This window comes from Campylobacter sp. LR291e, from assembly GCF_008633915.1.
In the GTDB taxonomy this organism is placed as follows: Bacteria; Campylobacterota; Campylobacteria; order Campylobacterales; family Campylobacteraceae; genus Campylobacter_D.
The window spans coordinates 104,219-117,248 of sequence record NZ_VJNV01000032.1 but is presented as its reverse complement, the minus strand read 5'-3'; the positions used below and the strand labels follow the sequence as shown (position 1 = coordinate 117,248).

General features: G+C 30.1%; 16 protein-coding genes and 1 pseudogene. All 17 read right to left on the bottom strand.

The features are described from left to right. Positions 1 to 319: arsenate reductase family protein (locus FMM58_RS07425; RefSeq protein WP_150152011.1), on the bottom strand; the 319-nt coding region annotated here is incomplete at its 3' end. Further along, positions 316 to 1,662: a class II 3-deoxy-7-phosphoheptulonate synthase gene (locus FMM58_RS07420; protein WP_150152008.1), complete on the bottom strand. Its 1,347-nt coding sequence runs from the start codon at positions 1,660 to 1,662 to the stop codon at positions 316 to 318. The genes FMM58_RS07425 and FMM58_RS07420, both read right to left, overlap by 4 nt. Before the next feature lie 128 nt (positions 1,663 to 1,790). Then, the gene (gene rplS, locus FMM58_RS07415; RefSeq protein ID WP_150141666.1) at positions 1,791 to 2,147 is read right to left on the bottom strand and encodes a 50S ribosomal protein L19; all 357 of its coding nucleotides are present in this window, start codon (positions 2,145 to 2,147) and stop codon (positions 1,791 to 1,793) included. A 9-nt stretch (positions 2,148 to 2,156) separates the two neighbouring features. Then, a complete protein-coding gene (gene trmD / locus FMM58_RS07410; protein ID WP_150141665.1) occupies positions 2,157 to 2,867 on the bottom strand; it encodes a tRNA (guanosine(37)-N1)-methyltransferase TrmD in 711 nt (236 codons plus the stop codon). Next, positions 2,867 to 3,427, bottom strand: a complete 561-nt coding sequence (gene rimM, locus FMM58_RS07405) for a ribosome maturation factor RimM (RefSeq protein ID WP_411675308.1) — start codon at positions 3,425 to 3,427, stop codon at positions 2,867 to 2,869. The genes trmD and rimM overlap by 1 nt, the downstream gene beginning before the upstream one ends. Further along, entirely contained in the window at positions 3,387 to 3,629 is a 243-nt protein-coding gene (locus FMM58_RS07400; RefSeq protein ID WP_150141663.1) for a KH domain-containing protein, read from the bottom strand. The genes rimM and FMM58_RS07400 overlap by 41 nt, the downstream gene beginning before the upstream one ends. Positions 3,630 to 3,631: 2 nt before the next feature. Further along, positions 3,632 to 3,859 (bottom strand): 30S ribosomal protein S16, encoded by a 228-nt coding sequence (gene rpsP / locus FMM58_RS07395; RefSeq protein ID WP_150141662.1) that lies wholly within the window; start codon positions 3,857 to 3,859, stop codon positions 3,632 to 3,634. A 65-nt stretch (positions 3,860 to 3,924) separates the two neighbouring features. Next, positions 3,925 to 5,262 (bottom strand): signal recognition particle protein, encoded by a 1,338-nt coding sequence (gene ffh / locus FMM58_RS07390; RefSeq protein ID WP_150180541.1) that lies wholly within the window; start codon positions 5,260 to 5,262, stop codon positions 3,925 to 3,927. A gap of 62 nt (positions 5,263 to 5,324) precedes the next feature. Beyond that, positions 5,325 to 6,077: a pseudouridine synthase family protein gene (locus FMM58_RS07385; RefSeq protein ID WP_150180540.1), complete on the bottom strand. Its 753-nt coding sequence runs from the start codon at positions 6,075 to 6,077 to the stop codon at positions 5,325 to 5,327. Next, entirely contained in the window at positions 6,058 to 7,212 is a 1,155-nt protein-coding gene (gene waaA / locus FMM58_RS07380; protein ID WP_150141659.1) for a lipid IV(A) 3-deoxy-D-manno-octulosonic acid transferase, read from the bottom strand. The genes FMM58_RS07385 and waaA overlap by 20 nt, the downstream gene beginning before the upstream one ends. Positions 7,213 to 7,412: 200 nt before the next feature. After that, a pseudogene (locus tag FMM58_RS07375) lies at positions 7,413 to 8,120 on the bottom strand (zinc ribbon domain-containing protein); the annotation flags it as partial. 9 nt (positions 8,121 to 8,129) lie between these two features. Beyond that, on the bottom strand, positions 8,130 to 8,855 hold the full coding sequence (locus FMM58_RS07370; RefSeq protein ID WP_150141657.1) for a Nif3-like dinuclear metal center hexameric protein: 726 nt from the start codon (positions 8,853 to 8,855) through the stop codon (positions 8,130 to 8,132). Beyond that, positions 8,856 to 9,716, bottom strand: coding sequence for a glycine--tRNA ligase subunit alpha (gene glyQ / locus FMM58_RS07365; protein ID WP_150141656.1), 861 nt, complete (start codon positions 9,714 to 9,716; stop codon positions 8,856 to 8,858). Further along, positions 9,713 to 10,318: a DUF3972 domain-containing protein gene (locus tag FMM58_RS07360; RefSeq protein ID WP_223810266.1), complete on the bottom strand. Its 606-nt coding sequence runs from the start codon at positions 10,316 to 10,318 to the stop codon at positions 9,713 to 9,715. The genes glyQ and FMM58_RS07360 overlap by 4 nt, the downstream gene beginning before the upstream one ends. A 9-nt stretch (positions 10,319 to 10,327) precedes the next feature. Next, positions 10,328 to 10,822 carry a 5-(carboxyamino)imidazole ribonucleotide mutase gene (gene purE / locus FMM58_RS07355; protein ID WP_150141655.1) on the bottom strand — a complete coding sequence of 165 codons (495 nt, stop codon included), beginning with the start codon at positions 10,820 to 10,822 and terminating at the stop codon, positions 10,328 to 10,330. Further along, positions 10,823 to 12,076 carry a peptidase U32 family protein gene (locus tag FMM58_RS07350; protein ID WP_150151995.1) on the bottom strand — a complete coding sequence of 418 codons (1,254 nt, stop codon included), beginning with the start codon at positions 12,074 to 12,076 and terminating at the stop codon, positions 10,823 to 10,825. Next, positions 12,073 to 12,780, bottom strand: a complete 708-nt coding sequence (locus FMM58_RS07345; protein ID WP_150141653.1) for a protein phosphatase CheZ — start codon at positions 12,778 to 12,780, stop codon at positions 12,073 to 12,075. Before FMM58_RS07345 ends, FMM58_RS07350 begins: the two co-directional genes overlap by 4 nt. Positions 12,781 to 13,030: the final 250 nt, after the last annotated feature.

The window sequence follows — 13,030 nt, the reverse complement described above, 5'->3', positions numbered from 1 at the left end:
TATATTTTGTTAAATATTCTTGTCCTATTAAAATTTTATCCTTATATTCTATAATAGGACGTTTAATAAGACTTAAATTTGATAAAACTAATTGTTTTAAGCTTTTTTCATCCATATCTAAGGATTTTAAATTTAATTTTCTAGCTGTCATACCTTTTAGATTGATTAAATCTTCAAAGGTTCTTTGTTTAAGCCAAGTATTTAAAATACTTTCATTAATCTTTTTAATATCTAAAAAATCAAAATTAATACCTTTATCTTCTAAGTAAGATAAAGCTTTTTTCACACTTGAACAATTTTTAATCCCATAAACTTTCACGCCCTAGCCTTTTTTACTAAATCAGCGATTAAAAAGGCAAGTTCTAAGGCCTGGTCAGCATTTAACCTTGGGTCGCACTGAGTTTCATACCTTTTTTGCAAATTCTCAGTTTTTACATTTGAGACAATGCCACCCGTACACTCTGTAACATCCTGCCCTGTCATTTCAAGATGAACTCCACCTGGATAAATGCCCTCGGCTATGCCTACTTCAAAAAAGGCCCTAACCTCTTTAATGATATTATCAAATTCTCTAGTTTTATAATTACCAGCCTTAACAGTATTGCCATGCATTGGGTCTATACTATAAATTAAATTTAAGCCCTCGCTTCTTAATTCTTTAAAGATTTTTGGCAAATTTTGTTCTATTTTTTCGGCACCCATTCTAATAATAATATTTAATCTTCCTTCTTCATTGCTTGGATTTAAGGCATTTGAAAGGGCTATGATATCACTAGCACTGGCACTTGGACCGATTTTAACGCCTAATGGATTTTTAACCCCACTTAAAAAATGAACATGTGCTCCATCAATCTCACGCGTCCTTTCGCCTATCCAAAGCATATGGGCAGAACAATCATAAATTTCATTGCTTAAACTATCAACCCTAGTAAGTGCTTCTTCATAAGGCAAAAGTAAGGCCTCATGCGAAGTATATATAGAAACTTCTTTTAAGCTTGGGACATTGCCAGTATTGATACCACAAGCTTCCATAAAGGCTAGGGTCTCTGAAATTTTTTCACTTATATCTGTGTATTGTTTTTGCAATTTACTCTTTTTCAAAAAGCCCAAATTCCAGCGATGAACTTCGTGTAAATCAGCTAAACCACCCTTAGCAAAACCTCTTAATAAATTTAAAGTCGTAGCACTTTGATAATACGCTTCTATCATACGTTTAGGACTAGGCACTCTCGCCTTTTCATCAAATTCAAAACCATTTATAATATCGCCTCTATAACTTGGCAAACTAACCCCATTAACCTCTTCAAAATCAGAACTCCTAGGCTTTGCAAACTGCCCAGCAATGCGACCTATCTTAACCACGGGACAGCCACCTGCAAAGGTTAGCACAATAGCCATTTGCAATAAAAGCTTAAACATATCCCTAATATTTACAGCACCGAAATTTTCAAAGCTTTCAGCACAATCTCCACCCTGCAATAAAAAGGCCTCTTTTCTAGTGACCCTTGCGAGATTTTTTTGTAAATTTCTGATTTCACCAGCAAAGACAAGAGGAGGTAATTTTTCAAGCTTTGCTAGAGTTTTATTTAACTCTTTTTCATTTGGATAAACAGGTTGTTGCTTTATAGGATAGTTTTTCCAAGAATCTTTTTTCCAATTCATAATAAATTCCATATTTTAATAAATTCATAATCCTAGAAAAATTTTTAAATGATAAATAAATGAAGCTAAGAATATGAATGTTTAAATAGCAAAAATTTGAGAAAAACTCAAATTTTAAAGCTAAACTACTATTTTTTAAGTTCTTTGATACGAGCAGCCTTACCACGTCTTTGTCTAAGATAAAATAATCTAGCACGTCTAACATGCCCTCTTCTAAGTACGCTAATGCTTTCAAGGCTTTCGCTATAAATAGGGAAAATTCTTTCAACACCTATATTATTAGCACCAATCTTGCGTACAATAAATGTTTCACCTACTCCATTACCTCTTCTAGCTATGCAAACACCCTCGAAATTTTGAATTCTTGACTTATCGCCTTCTTTGATACGAATAGCAAGTTTTAAAGTATCACCAGCACGAAAATCAGAAACCTTTTTTTCTCCAATTTGTTTTGCCTCAAACTGCTCAATATATTTATTTTTCATATCTTTTCCTTACTTTTTGCGTTCATGCTCCAAGAATAAATCTGGCCTAAAAAATTTCGTTTTGCAAGACGCTAAAATGTATTTTAAATCGGCAATTTTAGCGTGATTACCCTTTAAAAACACTGAAGGAGGATTAAAAATTTTAGCTTTTTTACTTGTATCAAAATCAAAGGGCTTTGCAAAAGCAGGAGCTTCTAATAAATTATCTTCAAAGCTTTCTTCTTCTAGACTTTTTTCATTGCCTAAGACCTCATCCACATTTCTTAAAATCGCATCACTTAAAACAAGGGCAGCTAACTCTCCACCTGTTAAAATCACGTCACTAACGCTAAAAATTTCATTTGCAAAAAGTTCAATCACTCTTTCATCAATTCCTTCATATCTTCCACAAACAAAGACAATATGTTCTTTTTTACTAAGTCTTTTTGCATCCTTTTGAGTAAAGGTCTTAGCACAAGGGTTTAAAAAGATAAAATGAGCCTTTGAATCTTGCTTTTTTATGAATTCTAAACTATCAAAAAGAGGTTGAATTTGCATTAAAAGACCAGCCCCACCTCCTATTTTATAATCATCTACCTTTTTATGTATATCCTTGCTAAAATCTCTAGGATTTATGAAATTTAAAGAAAATAAATTATTTTTCCTAGCCCTTGAAAGTATAGAATCAGAAAAATAAAACTCGATTAAATTTGAAAATAAAGACACAAAAGAAAGTTTCATTATGAATTTTCCAAGATATAAATAGCCTCGTCGCTACAATTAATTTTAAAATTTTTTATATCAACACTTAAAACATATTTATCAATGTAAGGTATATAAAAATTCTTAGCTAAACCTTGTTTTATAAGTGTTTCATCGGTGTTAATTTCAAACAAACAAGAAGAAGTATTTTCTAAAATATCAACAACTTTTCCAAGTCTTTGTTTGCTATCATAAACCTCGCATTTTAAAATATCAAAATAAAAAAATTCATCCTTTTTAAGTTTGCATTCTTTGCGAGTTTTTTCTATACTTTGATAAAGTTCTTTATTTACTAAATTCTTAGCTAAATTTATATCTTCAAAGCCTTCAAATAAGATAGTTAGATTATCCTTATTAAAAGCTTTGATAGTAAGTGTTTTGTCATTACAAAAAAAAGTAGCACCTTTTTTAAACTGAGATAAAAAATCACTTAAATTATGCAATCTTAAATGGCCATTTAAACCTATAGTTTTACCAAGTTTTGCAACCTTTAATAATTCATTCAATGGCTTTAACCGTGACTCTATAATTAGTATCATCCTTGCTTTTATAAGCTGAAATCACAGTTTTAATAGCATTAATCATCTTGCCATTTCTACCTATCAATTTACCCGTATCAGCCTTGTCCGCATAAAGAATAAGTTCTACAAAATTATCGCCCAAATCAAGCTTTTCTATGGAAATTTTTTCAGGATATTGAGCTATTAATTTTGCATATTCTTCTAAAAATTTCTCAACCATAATTATTTACTAGTAATAGAAATAACTTTATCGCTAAGTCTAGCACCGACGCTTTTCCAATAATTTAATCTTTCAGTGTCAAATTTTACTACTTCTGGTTCTACCATAGGATTATAATATCCTATACTTTCGATCCAGCCACCATCTCTACGTTTTCTACTATCAGTTACAACGATACGATAAAATGGTCTTTTGGTCCTACCCATTCTTGTAAGTCTAACTACTGTCATATTTTCTCCTTAAAACTTTTAAAAAATTTTATTTATAAATACCACTAATATTTATAAATAAAATTTCACATAGGTCTTCTTGCTTGATTCATCATCTGCATTAAGCTATCCATTCCTTTTTTACCCGAAAAACGTTTTGCAAGTTTTGCAGCATTTTCAAACTGCTTTAAAAAACGATTTACTTGAATTTGAGATAAACCAGCTCCTAATGCAATTCTTCTTTTTCTAGCATTATTTAAAAGTTCAGGGTTTTGCCTTTCTTTTAAGGTCATTGATGAAATCATTGCCTTTATATGAATAATTTCTTTTGAATTTTCAAGGTCTATATCTTTTAATTGAGAAGCCATATTTGAAAGACCAGGTATCATTCCTATTAAAGATTTCATACTTCCTAACTTTTTCATACTTTCCATTTGATTTAGAAAATCTTCAAAATTAAAAGCCCCTTTTTTAATCTTTTGAGTTAATTTTTTCGCATCTTTTTCACTAATTACGGCTGCTGTTTTTTCAGCTAAAGTAGCTAGGTCACCCTCGCCCATAATGCGACTTACTATTCTATCAGGTACAAATAATTCTAAGTCAGCTACCTTTTCACCAACACCGACAAAACGCAAAGGAATTCCTATTTGTTTAGCTATACCAAGTGCAACCCCACCCTTTGTATCAGCATCAAATTTGCTTAAAATAACCCCACTAATGCCTAAACTATCATTAAAAGCTACAGCAGTTTTTACCCCATCTTGCCCACTCATAGCATCGGCTACATAAAAAATTTCATCAGGGTTTAAACTTTGCTTAATATCTCTTAATTCTTGCATCAAAGGCTCATCAATAGCCAAACGACCAGCAGTATCGACAAACAAAACATCCACCATGCTTTCTTTTGCTTTTTTAAGTGCTTCTTTAGCTACCTTTAAAGGATTTGTTTCATTTTCTATATAAAAAAGTGTTAATTCATTGCTTTCGCAAAGTTGTTTTAATTGTTCAACAGCGGCCAATCTTTGTAAATCACAGGCTGCGATTAATACCTTTTTATTGCGTAATTTTAAGTAATTGGCTAATTTAACCGTGCTAGTTGTCTTACCTCCACCTTGAAGTCCTACCATTAAAACGATAGTTGGTGGCTTTAAGGCAAACACAAAACCCGAATTTGCACCCTTAATACTTAAAATTTCTTCTAAATTTTTCTTAATGGCTAATAAAAATTGTTGCTGTCCTATACCACTTTTTTTTAAATCTTCTTCTATTAAAACTAAAAGTTCTTTTACTACTTTATGATGCACATCAGCCTTTAAAAGGGCTTTTTTTAGTGTATCTAAGGCGTTTTTAAGTGCCTTTTCATCATCTATAAAACGAAGTTTATTAATAGCAGTTTTAAAAGATTCGCTTACAAGTTCAAACAATTTTTACCTTTTTTATTAAAATTTTAAACTTCGCATTTTATAAAATTTTTGCTTAAATAGCTTTAAAAATCAAAATTTTTTAACTCAAAACCAAAATTTGAAAAACTATCATCTGGCAAGGCCTTAAATTTATAATCTAAAAGCCCTATTTCAAAGCTATGCAAATACATTCTATCAGCCTTAATTTTAGCATATTTTTCATCGCCTATAACACCATGTTTTATAAAAGAAGTATGCAGTCTAATTTGATGAGTGCGACCCGTTTTAATGATAATTTTAACCAAACTTTTATGCTTAGCAACCATTAAGGGTATTATTAAAGAATTTGCTTCTAGTCCTTGTTTTGAAATTTTACTAATAGCCCCACTCTTACCCTTTGTAGTTAACATAGGCTCATTTATCTCAATTTCTTGGGCTATTATGCCATCAAGTATGGCTATATAGCTTTTAAAAACTCTTTGTTTTTTAAACTCATTTATGCAAAGTTGGCGAAAATTCTCATCCTTACAAAGCAAGATAAGCCCACTAGTTTCTTTATCAAGCCTATTTAAAAGCCTTGCTTTGAAAAGTTCTTGCAAATTCTCACTTATTAAAGAATTTGGTTTATTTACAGCTATAATTTTTTCATCTTCAAAGATAATTTTAATATCTTGCATTTTTTTAATTTTAAATTTAACACTTGAATTTAATAAAGACCTAGCAACTGCAATTTTTTGTCCATTTACAAACACTAAACCCCTATCGATTAAATCCTTTGCCTTTGAGTGTGAAATTTTTTCTTGCAAAGCTAGTAATTTATATGCTTTTTCTTGCATTAATACCATCTTGAATACTTTGCATTATAGGGCTTAAATCTAGTTTTGATTTTAATTTTGCCCTTGTTTTAAAATTATGTATAAAATCATTTAAGTCCTGTAAATTTTCACAAAAACACACATTTTCAACCATTTCAAAGAGACTTTTTTGATTGTGTATAAATTTGCCACTTATTAAAACATTATCAAAACTTGCAACCTCTATAGGATTGTGCCCTCCTATATTATCAATAAAAGAACCACAAAGTACCACTATATCACTAATCGCATAAAAATTTACAAGCTCACCTAATTTATCTAAAAGCAAAATTTCTTTATTAAATTCGCTAATATCGTTTAAATTTGAAAATTTATCAAAGCTTAAATTTAAGTCCTTTAGCAAAGTCTCAACCTCCACAAAACGTTCAGGGTGTCTTGGGGCTATGATTAATTTTTCATTTTTTTCTAGCTTGAAATTTTGTAATAAAAGTTCTTCTTCGCCCTTATGAGTACTTGCAAAAATTATTAATTTTTCTTTAAATTTAGTATATTTTTTACTAGGATTAATTTTTAAAGTGCTTTTAATATTTGTAAAAACCTTAATATTTTTTGCCCCAAGTTCGCTAAATCTAGTTTTATCTTTATCACTTTGTACAAAAATTTCATCTATATAAGAAAAAATTTTTTTATAAAAAAAAGAAAATTTTTTATAAGAAGAATAAGAATTATCAGAAATTCTAGCGTTTATTAAAAGTATTTTAGCCTCTTTTAATTTTGCTATAAATACAAGCATTAACCAAAATTCAGCCTCAAAAATAACTAACACCTTGGTTTTACTCAACCAAAAAGGCAAAAATATCTCAAAGGCTAAAAAATTTACCTTAGAACAAAAACTTTTAGCCAAATCAAAACCCGTTTGAGTGATAACTGAAATTCTACTATCATAATTTAAACTTAATTCTTTAATGCTATTAACTTCCCCATAAGAACAAGCATGAAAATGTACATCTGCTTTTTTTTGAATTAAATTTTTATATAAAAAAAATCTTGCCTTTAAGCTTTGTTTATATTTTTCCTTACAAAATGAAAATATGAAAATAAAGGGGCTTAAAGGTATAAAAAGTATGATTAAGATTAAATAATAAAAAAAAATCAACTCTTTGTGCTTTTTGATTTAGTACTTGTTTTTACGCTCTTTGTACTTTTTGTACTCTTAGTGTCAGTTTTGCTAGTACTTTTTGCCGAAGTAGCTTTTGCCTTTGTAGCTGTTTTTGTATTTGTAGTCATCTTTGTACTAGCTTTTTTAGTGCTTTTACTTTCTTTTTTTTCTTCTTTTTTACTAATTAAATTATGGGCTTTTTCATCTTCAATATATAAAATTCTACCACAATGTGGGCAAGTTACAATCTCTTCACCCTTTAAGATATCCAAATAAGTCTTATCATAAATTCTCATAAAACAACCATAACAAGCTTGTTTGCGAACAGGAATTACAGCTGTATTTTTTGCCCATTTGCGAATTTTTTCATAAAAGCTTAACATTCTTTGATTTATATCACCGACAAGCTTAGTTTTTTTATCATAAACTACCATTCTTTCTTTTTCTATATCGTTAATCTGTTTTTGAATGCTAGTTTGAATATTTGTAAATTCTTCTTCTTCCTTTGTTTTTTGTTCTAAAAGCTCATTTTTAAAGCCTTGTTTATTGCTTAATAGCTCGTCAAGTCTTATTATCTCAGTATCTGCAGCCTTTAATTGTTCTTTTGCTATGCCTTCTTCTACCTTTAAGGCATTTGCCTCTCTTTCTGTTTTAATCAAGGCACTTTTTTTAGAAAGTTCTTTTATTTTTGCATTAAATTCTGCTATGTGATTATTATTTTGCACCTTTTGTTGTTCTATGTCTTTTATCTCATCATCAATTTGTGAAAGCTGGGTATTGATTTTATTAATTTTATTCTCAGATAATCTTAAAGCCTTACTAATATCTTCAATCTTTGGTTCAAAGCTATCAATCTCTTGGTCTATCTTTGATAAAAACACTAATTGTTCAAGGTACTTGTTCATAGAATTTCCTTAAAAATATTGAAATGGATTTTTTGAAACTGATATTATAACCTTTAAGGGCAATTTTTGCAAGTATTTTTTTAAACTTTGTGCAAAATATCTCTCGCTTTCATAATGCCCTAAATCTATTAAATTTAACTTATTGCTAATGGCTTCTAAGGCCATATGATACTTAAAATCTCCACTTAAAAAACAATCAGCCTTAACTAAATTTATCAAATCTCCCCCACTTCCAGTACAAATTGCAAGGGTTTTAATATTTTGCTTACCACAAAAACTAGTTCTTAAAATTTCTAAATTTAAACTCTTTTTTATATCATCACAAAGTGTCTTAAAGCTTGTATTTACTTCTACATATATTAAAAATTTATCCTGTGTAAAGTTTTTATAACCTAAAATTTCTTTCACAAAATACGCATTTAAATGAGATAAATCATAATTTGTATGCATAACAATCAAGCTTATATTTTTTTTAATTATTTCTTTTATAAATAAGCTAGGGTATTTATCATTGGCTAAATTCTTTAAACCCTTAAAAATCAAAGGATGATGAGTTATAAATAAAGAATTTTCTTCTGCCTTTTCAATCAAATTTTCATCTATATCAAGGCTTAAATAAATGGTTTTTATCTCATCGTTTTCATTACCTAATAACAAGCCACTATTATCCCATTCTTCTTGGTTAGCAAAGGGACTTAAATTATCTAAAAAATTATAAATTTCACTAAGTTTCATTTAATTCTCATTTAAGCTTTGCTTATAAACACTAGCACAAGATTTTGATAGCTCTCTAATTTTAAGCATATAATCTTGCCTTTTAGCCACTGAAATAGCCCCTCTTGCATCAAGTAAATTAAAAGTATGGGCTGCTAACATACAATAATCATAAGCTGGTAAGGCAAGGCCCTTTTCTAAAATTTGCTTACATTCTTTATAGGCATTTTCAAAATTTTCATTTAAAATTTCTACATTACTTACTTCAAAATTATACTTACTATACTCAAATTCGCTTTGCTTGTGTATATCATTATAAGTGATTTTTTCACCATTAAACTCATTCCAAACTATGTCATAAACATTATTTACATTTTGAATATACATAGCAAGTCGTTCTAAACCATAGGTAATTTCAGCACTTACTAAGTCAACAGCAATGCCTCCAACTTGTTGAAAATAAGTAAATTGAGTAATCTCCATTCCATCAAGCCAAACTTCCCATCCAAGTCCCCACGCACCAAGACTTGGGCTTTCCCAGTTATCTTCTATAAAACGAATATCATGCTTTTTTAAATCAAAACCTAAATTTTCAATACTTTTTAAATACAATTCTTGGATATTATCAGGGCTTGGCTTAATGAGTACTTGAAATTGATAATAAGCCCCTAAGCGATTTGGATTTTCCCCATATCTTCCATCTGTTGGCCTTCTACTAGGGGCTACGTACGCAGTGGCAAAGGGTTTTTTGCCTAAACTTCTTAAAAAAGTAGCAGGGTGAAAGGTACCAGCCCCTGCTGGCATATCGTAAGGCTGCATAATAGCACATCCTTGTTTTTGCCAAAAATCTTGTAAACTTAATATTATTTGCGAAAATGTCATTTTTGCTCACTTTGTTCTAAATTTTCTTCTAAAATTTCTATATTTTCGGCTTCTTCTTTAATATTTTCTTCTTTAGAATTTTTTTCTTTAGAATTTTTTTCTTCCTTATTTTCAGCCATTTTTTTATCAGAATTTACACCAAAGGCCTCCATTGTTTTATTCCACATTAATTTATATTTTCTTTTCATAAACTCAGCCTCTTCTCTGGCGTGTTTTAATTCTTGATTTAAGGTATCTATCGTCTTTCTATCTTCATCGTAAAGTTCTTGCATTGAATAAAGGGCATCTTTTAAGAATTTATTTTCATTTTTTAAAGTATCAAGGGTTTCATCCTTTGCATCAAGCACCTTTTCATGCAAATTTAAAATGGTTCCTATAGTTTTTTCAACAAAGCTTTCACCTGCTAAGGTCATTGAATTTACCATTGAATTTTTTGAAACAGAACTTGGCACCACGCTAAAGGTACCTTGATTTGCCTCTATATAAATTTTGCCATCTTCTTCTTTAAAATTTAAGGCACCATTTGCCATCATTCCCTTAACGACGTCCTCATTTAAATGCACTAATTTGCAAAATTCTTCAAGTTCTAAATAAGTTTGCATAAAAATCCTTTACAATAAAACTTCCACAGACTTAGAATCCTTAATCAAATTCTCCTCATTTTCACTTCTTTCATCCCTTAAAGCATTGGCTAAATTTTCATCATTTAAGGCTAGAATTTGCACAGCTAAATAGGCTGCATTAATAGCCCCTGCCCTACCTACAGCAAGGGTTGCTACTGGAATTCCCTTTGGCATTTGCACGGTTGAAAATAATGAATCCATACTAGCTAAAGCACTTCCTGGCATGGGTACGCCAATTACAGGCTTTATAGTAAGTGCTGCAACAGCCCCTGCTAAATGTGCTGCCATACCTGCTACTGCTATAAATACCTTAGCTCCTTTATCTTCTGCTTGTTTTACATATTTTTTAGTTCTTTCAGGGCTTCGGTGTGCTGAACTAATTACTAATTCATACTTAACTCCGAATTTTTCAAGTATTTTAACGCTTTCAGTAATAAGTTCATAATCACTCTTACTTCCCATTATAATAGACACAAAAGCCATTTAAATTTCCTTTCTTAAAAAGCTAAATTCACTAACTTCGCTTGGCATTTTGATAGCATTTTCATTGCCACTATGAATTTCACTCATGCTTTTACCATTTTTTGTTATAAGTTCTTTAAATTCAACAAAAAATTTATCATCTTTTTTATAAATTTTACCAATTTCATTATCACATTCTTTTAAATTTGAATTTAAGGGTGTCAAAAGCTCATAAGCTGTATTTAAAACAATTTTACCTTTGCATTTAATAAACTTGCCATCCTCACAAATTCCATGAACTTGGTGAGTCCCTTCTTCTATGCTTGAGAAATGATTTTGAGTATTTTGTTTTTCAAAGGCCCTTTGTATCAAATAACCATCTGTAAAACCACGATTTTTTAAGGTATTAATTTCATTTTCATATTTTTTAGCGTTAAAGCTATCATTTAAAGCATCCATTATAGCCATCTTATAGGTGCGAGTTGTAAGTGCTACATAATACTCACTTTTAGTACGACCCTCGATTTTAAAGGCATTTATACAATTTTCTTTCATAATTTTTTGTATATAAGCACACAAATTTAAGTCCTTAGAATTAAACACATGAGTACCTTCTTCATCTTCTTCTAAACGAAACAAAACGCCATTTTCTTCATTTTTAGCATAAAGTTCGTATTTAAAGCGACAATCATTAGCACAACTCCCCCTATTACTCATCCTGCCACTTTGCACAGAACTTATCAAACAGCGTCCAGAATATGCAAAACACATAGACCCATGCACAAATGCTTCAAGTTCTAAATTCGTTTTTTCTTTGATAATTTTTGCATCATTTAAACCAAGTTCTCTTGCTATAACTACGCGTTTTACCCCGAGTTCTTTATACATTTTAGCATCTAAGTAATTTAAAACATTTGCTTGAGTTGAAATATGTAAATTTATATCAGGGGCTAGCTCTTTAAGTAAATAAATAGTTCCTAAGGACGCCACTATAAAAGCATCAGGCCTCATTTCATAAAGCCTTAAAATATGTCTTTTTAAGCCTTCTATTTGACCACTTAGATAAAAGCCATTTAATGTAACATAAATTTTTTTACCCATTTTATGAGTGTATTTTATAGCCTCTTCAAAGCTATCATAATCAAATTCCCTATCTGTTCTAGCCCTTAAAGAAAAATTATTAACCCCGGCATAAACAGCGTCAGCACCATATGCTAAGGCTATTTTTAACTTAGTAAAATTTCCCGCTGGTGCGACAAGTTCGGGTATAATCATTTTTGTCCTAATGATGCAATCAGTGCCTCGATATCATCATTGCTTACTACATCAGTATTTATATCCCCTTCGATATGAACGGCTGAACCAACGCGTTTTTTATCATCAATCTTGCCCTCAAATAAAGAACTCATATAGCGACTCAATGCTCTCATAACATTAATAACGCGTTCAATTTTTTGTCTATGTATATCTTGATACTGCATAGCATCCATTGCCATAATAACTTCATCTTGCCCATCTTGCAAATTTGTAGCTATTTCCTTGCTTTTGTCTTTAATATTTTTATTTAATTCAAGCGCTTCAACAAAGCTTACAACATGTGGAAATTTAGTATTTAGCTTAGTAAAAATTTCTATATTTTTATCAAAAACCTTATTTAACTCACTCATTAGGGTTTCAGAATTTGCAAAGAAATTATTAATACTTTCAAGTTTTTCTAATAACTCAGTAGCCTTTACTTCGCTATCCTTTGTCACATCATCAAGCTGGTGAACTACCTTGTGTTGGTCATTTGGTGGAGGAGGTGGCCAAAGTACATCAGGATGTGGGGAATAATCAGCGATTTTAACATTTTCAAGCATAACATTATCGCCCTTATCCTCCAAGTCTTTCAAGCTTTCATCATCTTCAAGCTTATCTGTGTTTTCTTCATCAAGAGAAACATCTCCCTCCATTAAAGCATCAAGTTCTTCTTGAGTCATAACTTTCCCTTTTTATAGTTTAATACTTAAAATTATAGTCTATTTATTTTAATTTGTCGTTATTTTTTACATATTTTTCATATTAAATTAGTCTTTTGTTTCTTTTTTATAAAAATTATTTTCATTACTAGGCTATTTTTAAGGCTTTGAAAGGACTTTTAAAAATAAAATTTTAAAAAATGTAAAAAATTTTTTTTAATTAAAGCTTAATTAAAAATTTTATGCTACAATTTTAAAAATTAATTCTTAG

Coding starts and splice junctions, on each gene's coding strand:
- FMM58_RS07420 (WP_150152008.1), bottom strand. CDS start 1,662: ATGAATTGGAAAAAAGATTCTTGGAAAAACTATCCTATAAAGCAACAA.
- rplS (WP_150141666.1), bottom strand. CDS start 2,147: ATGAAAAATAAATATATTGAGCAGTTTGAGGCAAAACAAATTGGAGAA.
- trmD (WP_150141665.1), bottom strand. CDS start 2,867: ATGAAACTTTCTTTTGTGTCTTTATTTTCAAATTTAATCGAGTTTTAT.
- rimM (WP_411675308.1), bottom strand. CDS start 3,427: ATGATACTAATTATAGAGTCACGGTTAAAGCCATTGAATGAATTATTA.
- FMM58_RS07400 (WP_150141663.1), bottom strand. CDS start 3,629: ATGGTTGAGAAATTTTTAGAAGAATATGCAAAATTAATAGCTCAATAT.
- rpsP (WP_150141662.1), bottom strand. CDS start 3,859: ATGACAGTAGTTAGACTTACAAGAATGGGTAGGACCAAAAGACCATTT.
- FMM58_RS07385 (WP_150180540.1), bottom strand. CDS start 6,077: ATGCAAGAAAAAGCATATAAATTACTAGCTTTGCAAGAAAAAATTTCA.
- FMM58_RS07370 (WP_150141657.1), bottom strand. CDS start 8,855: ATGAAACTTAGTGAAATTTATAATTTTTTAGATAATTTAAGTCCCTTT.
- glyQ (WP_150141656.1), bottom strand. CDS start 9,716: ATGACATTTTCGCAAATAATATTAAGTTTACAAGATTTTTGGCAAAAA.
- FMM58_RS07360 (WP_223810266.1), bottom strand. CDS start 10,318: ATGCAAACTTATTTAGAACTTGAAGAATTTTGCAAATTAGTGCATTTA.
- purE (WP_150141655.1), bottom strand. CDS start 10,822: ATGGCTTTTGTGTCTATTATAATGGGAAGTAAGAGTGATTATGAACTT.
- FMM58_RS07350 (WP_150151995.1), bottom strand. CDS start 12,076: ATGATTATACCCGAACTTGTCGCACCAGCGGGAAATTTTACTAAGTTA.
- FMM58_RS07345 (WP_150141653.1), bottom strand. CDS start 12,780: ATGACTCAAGAAGAACTTGATGCTTTAATGGAGGGAGATGTTTCTCTT.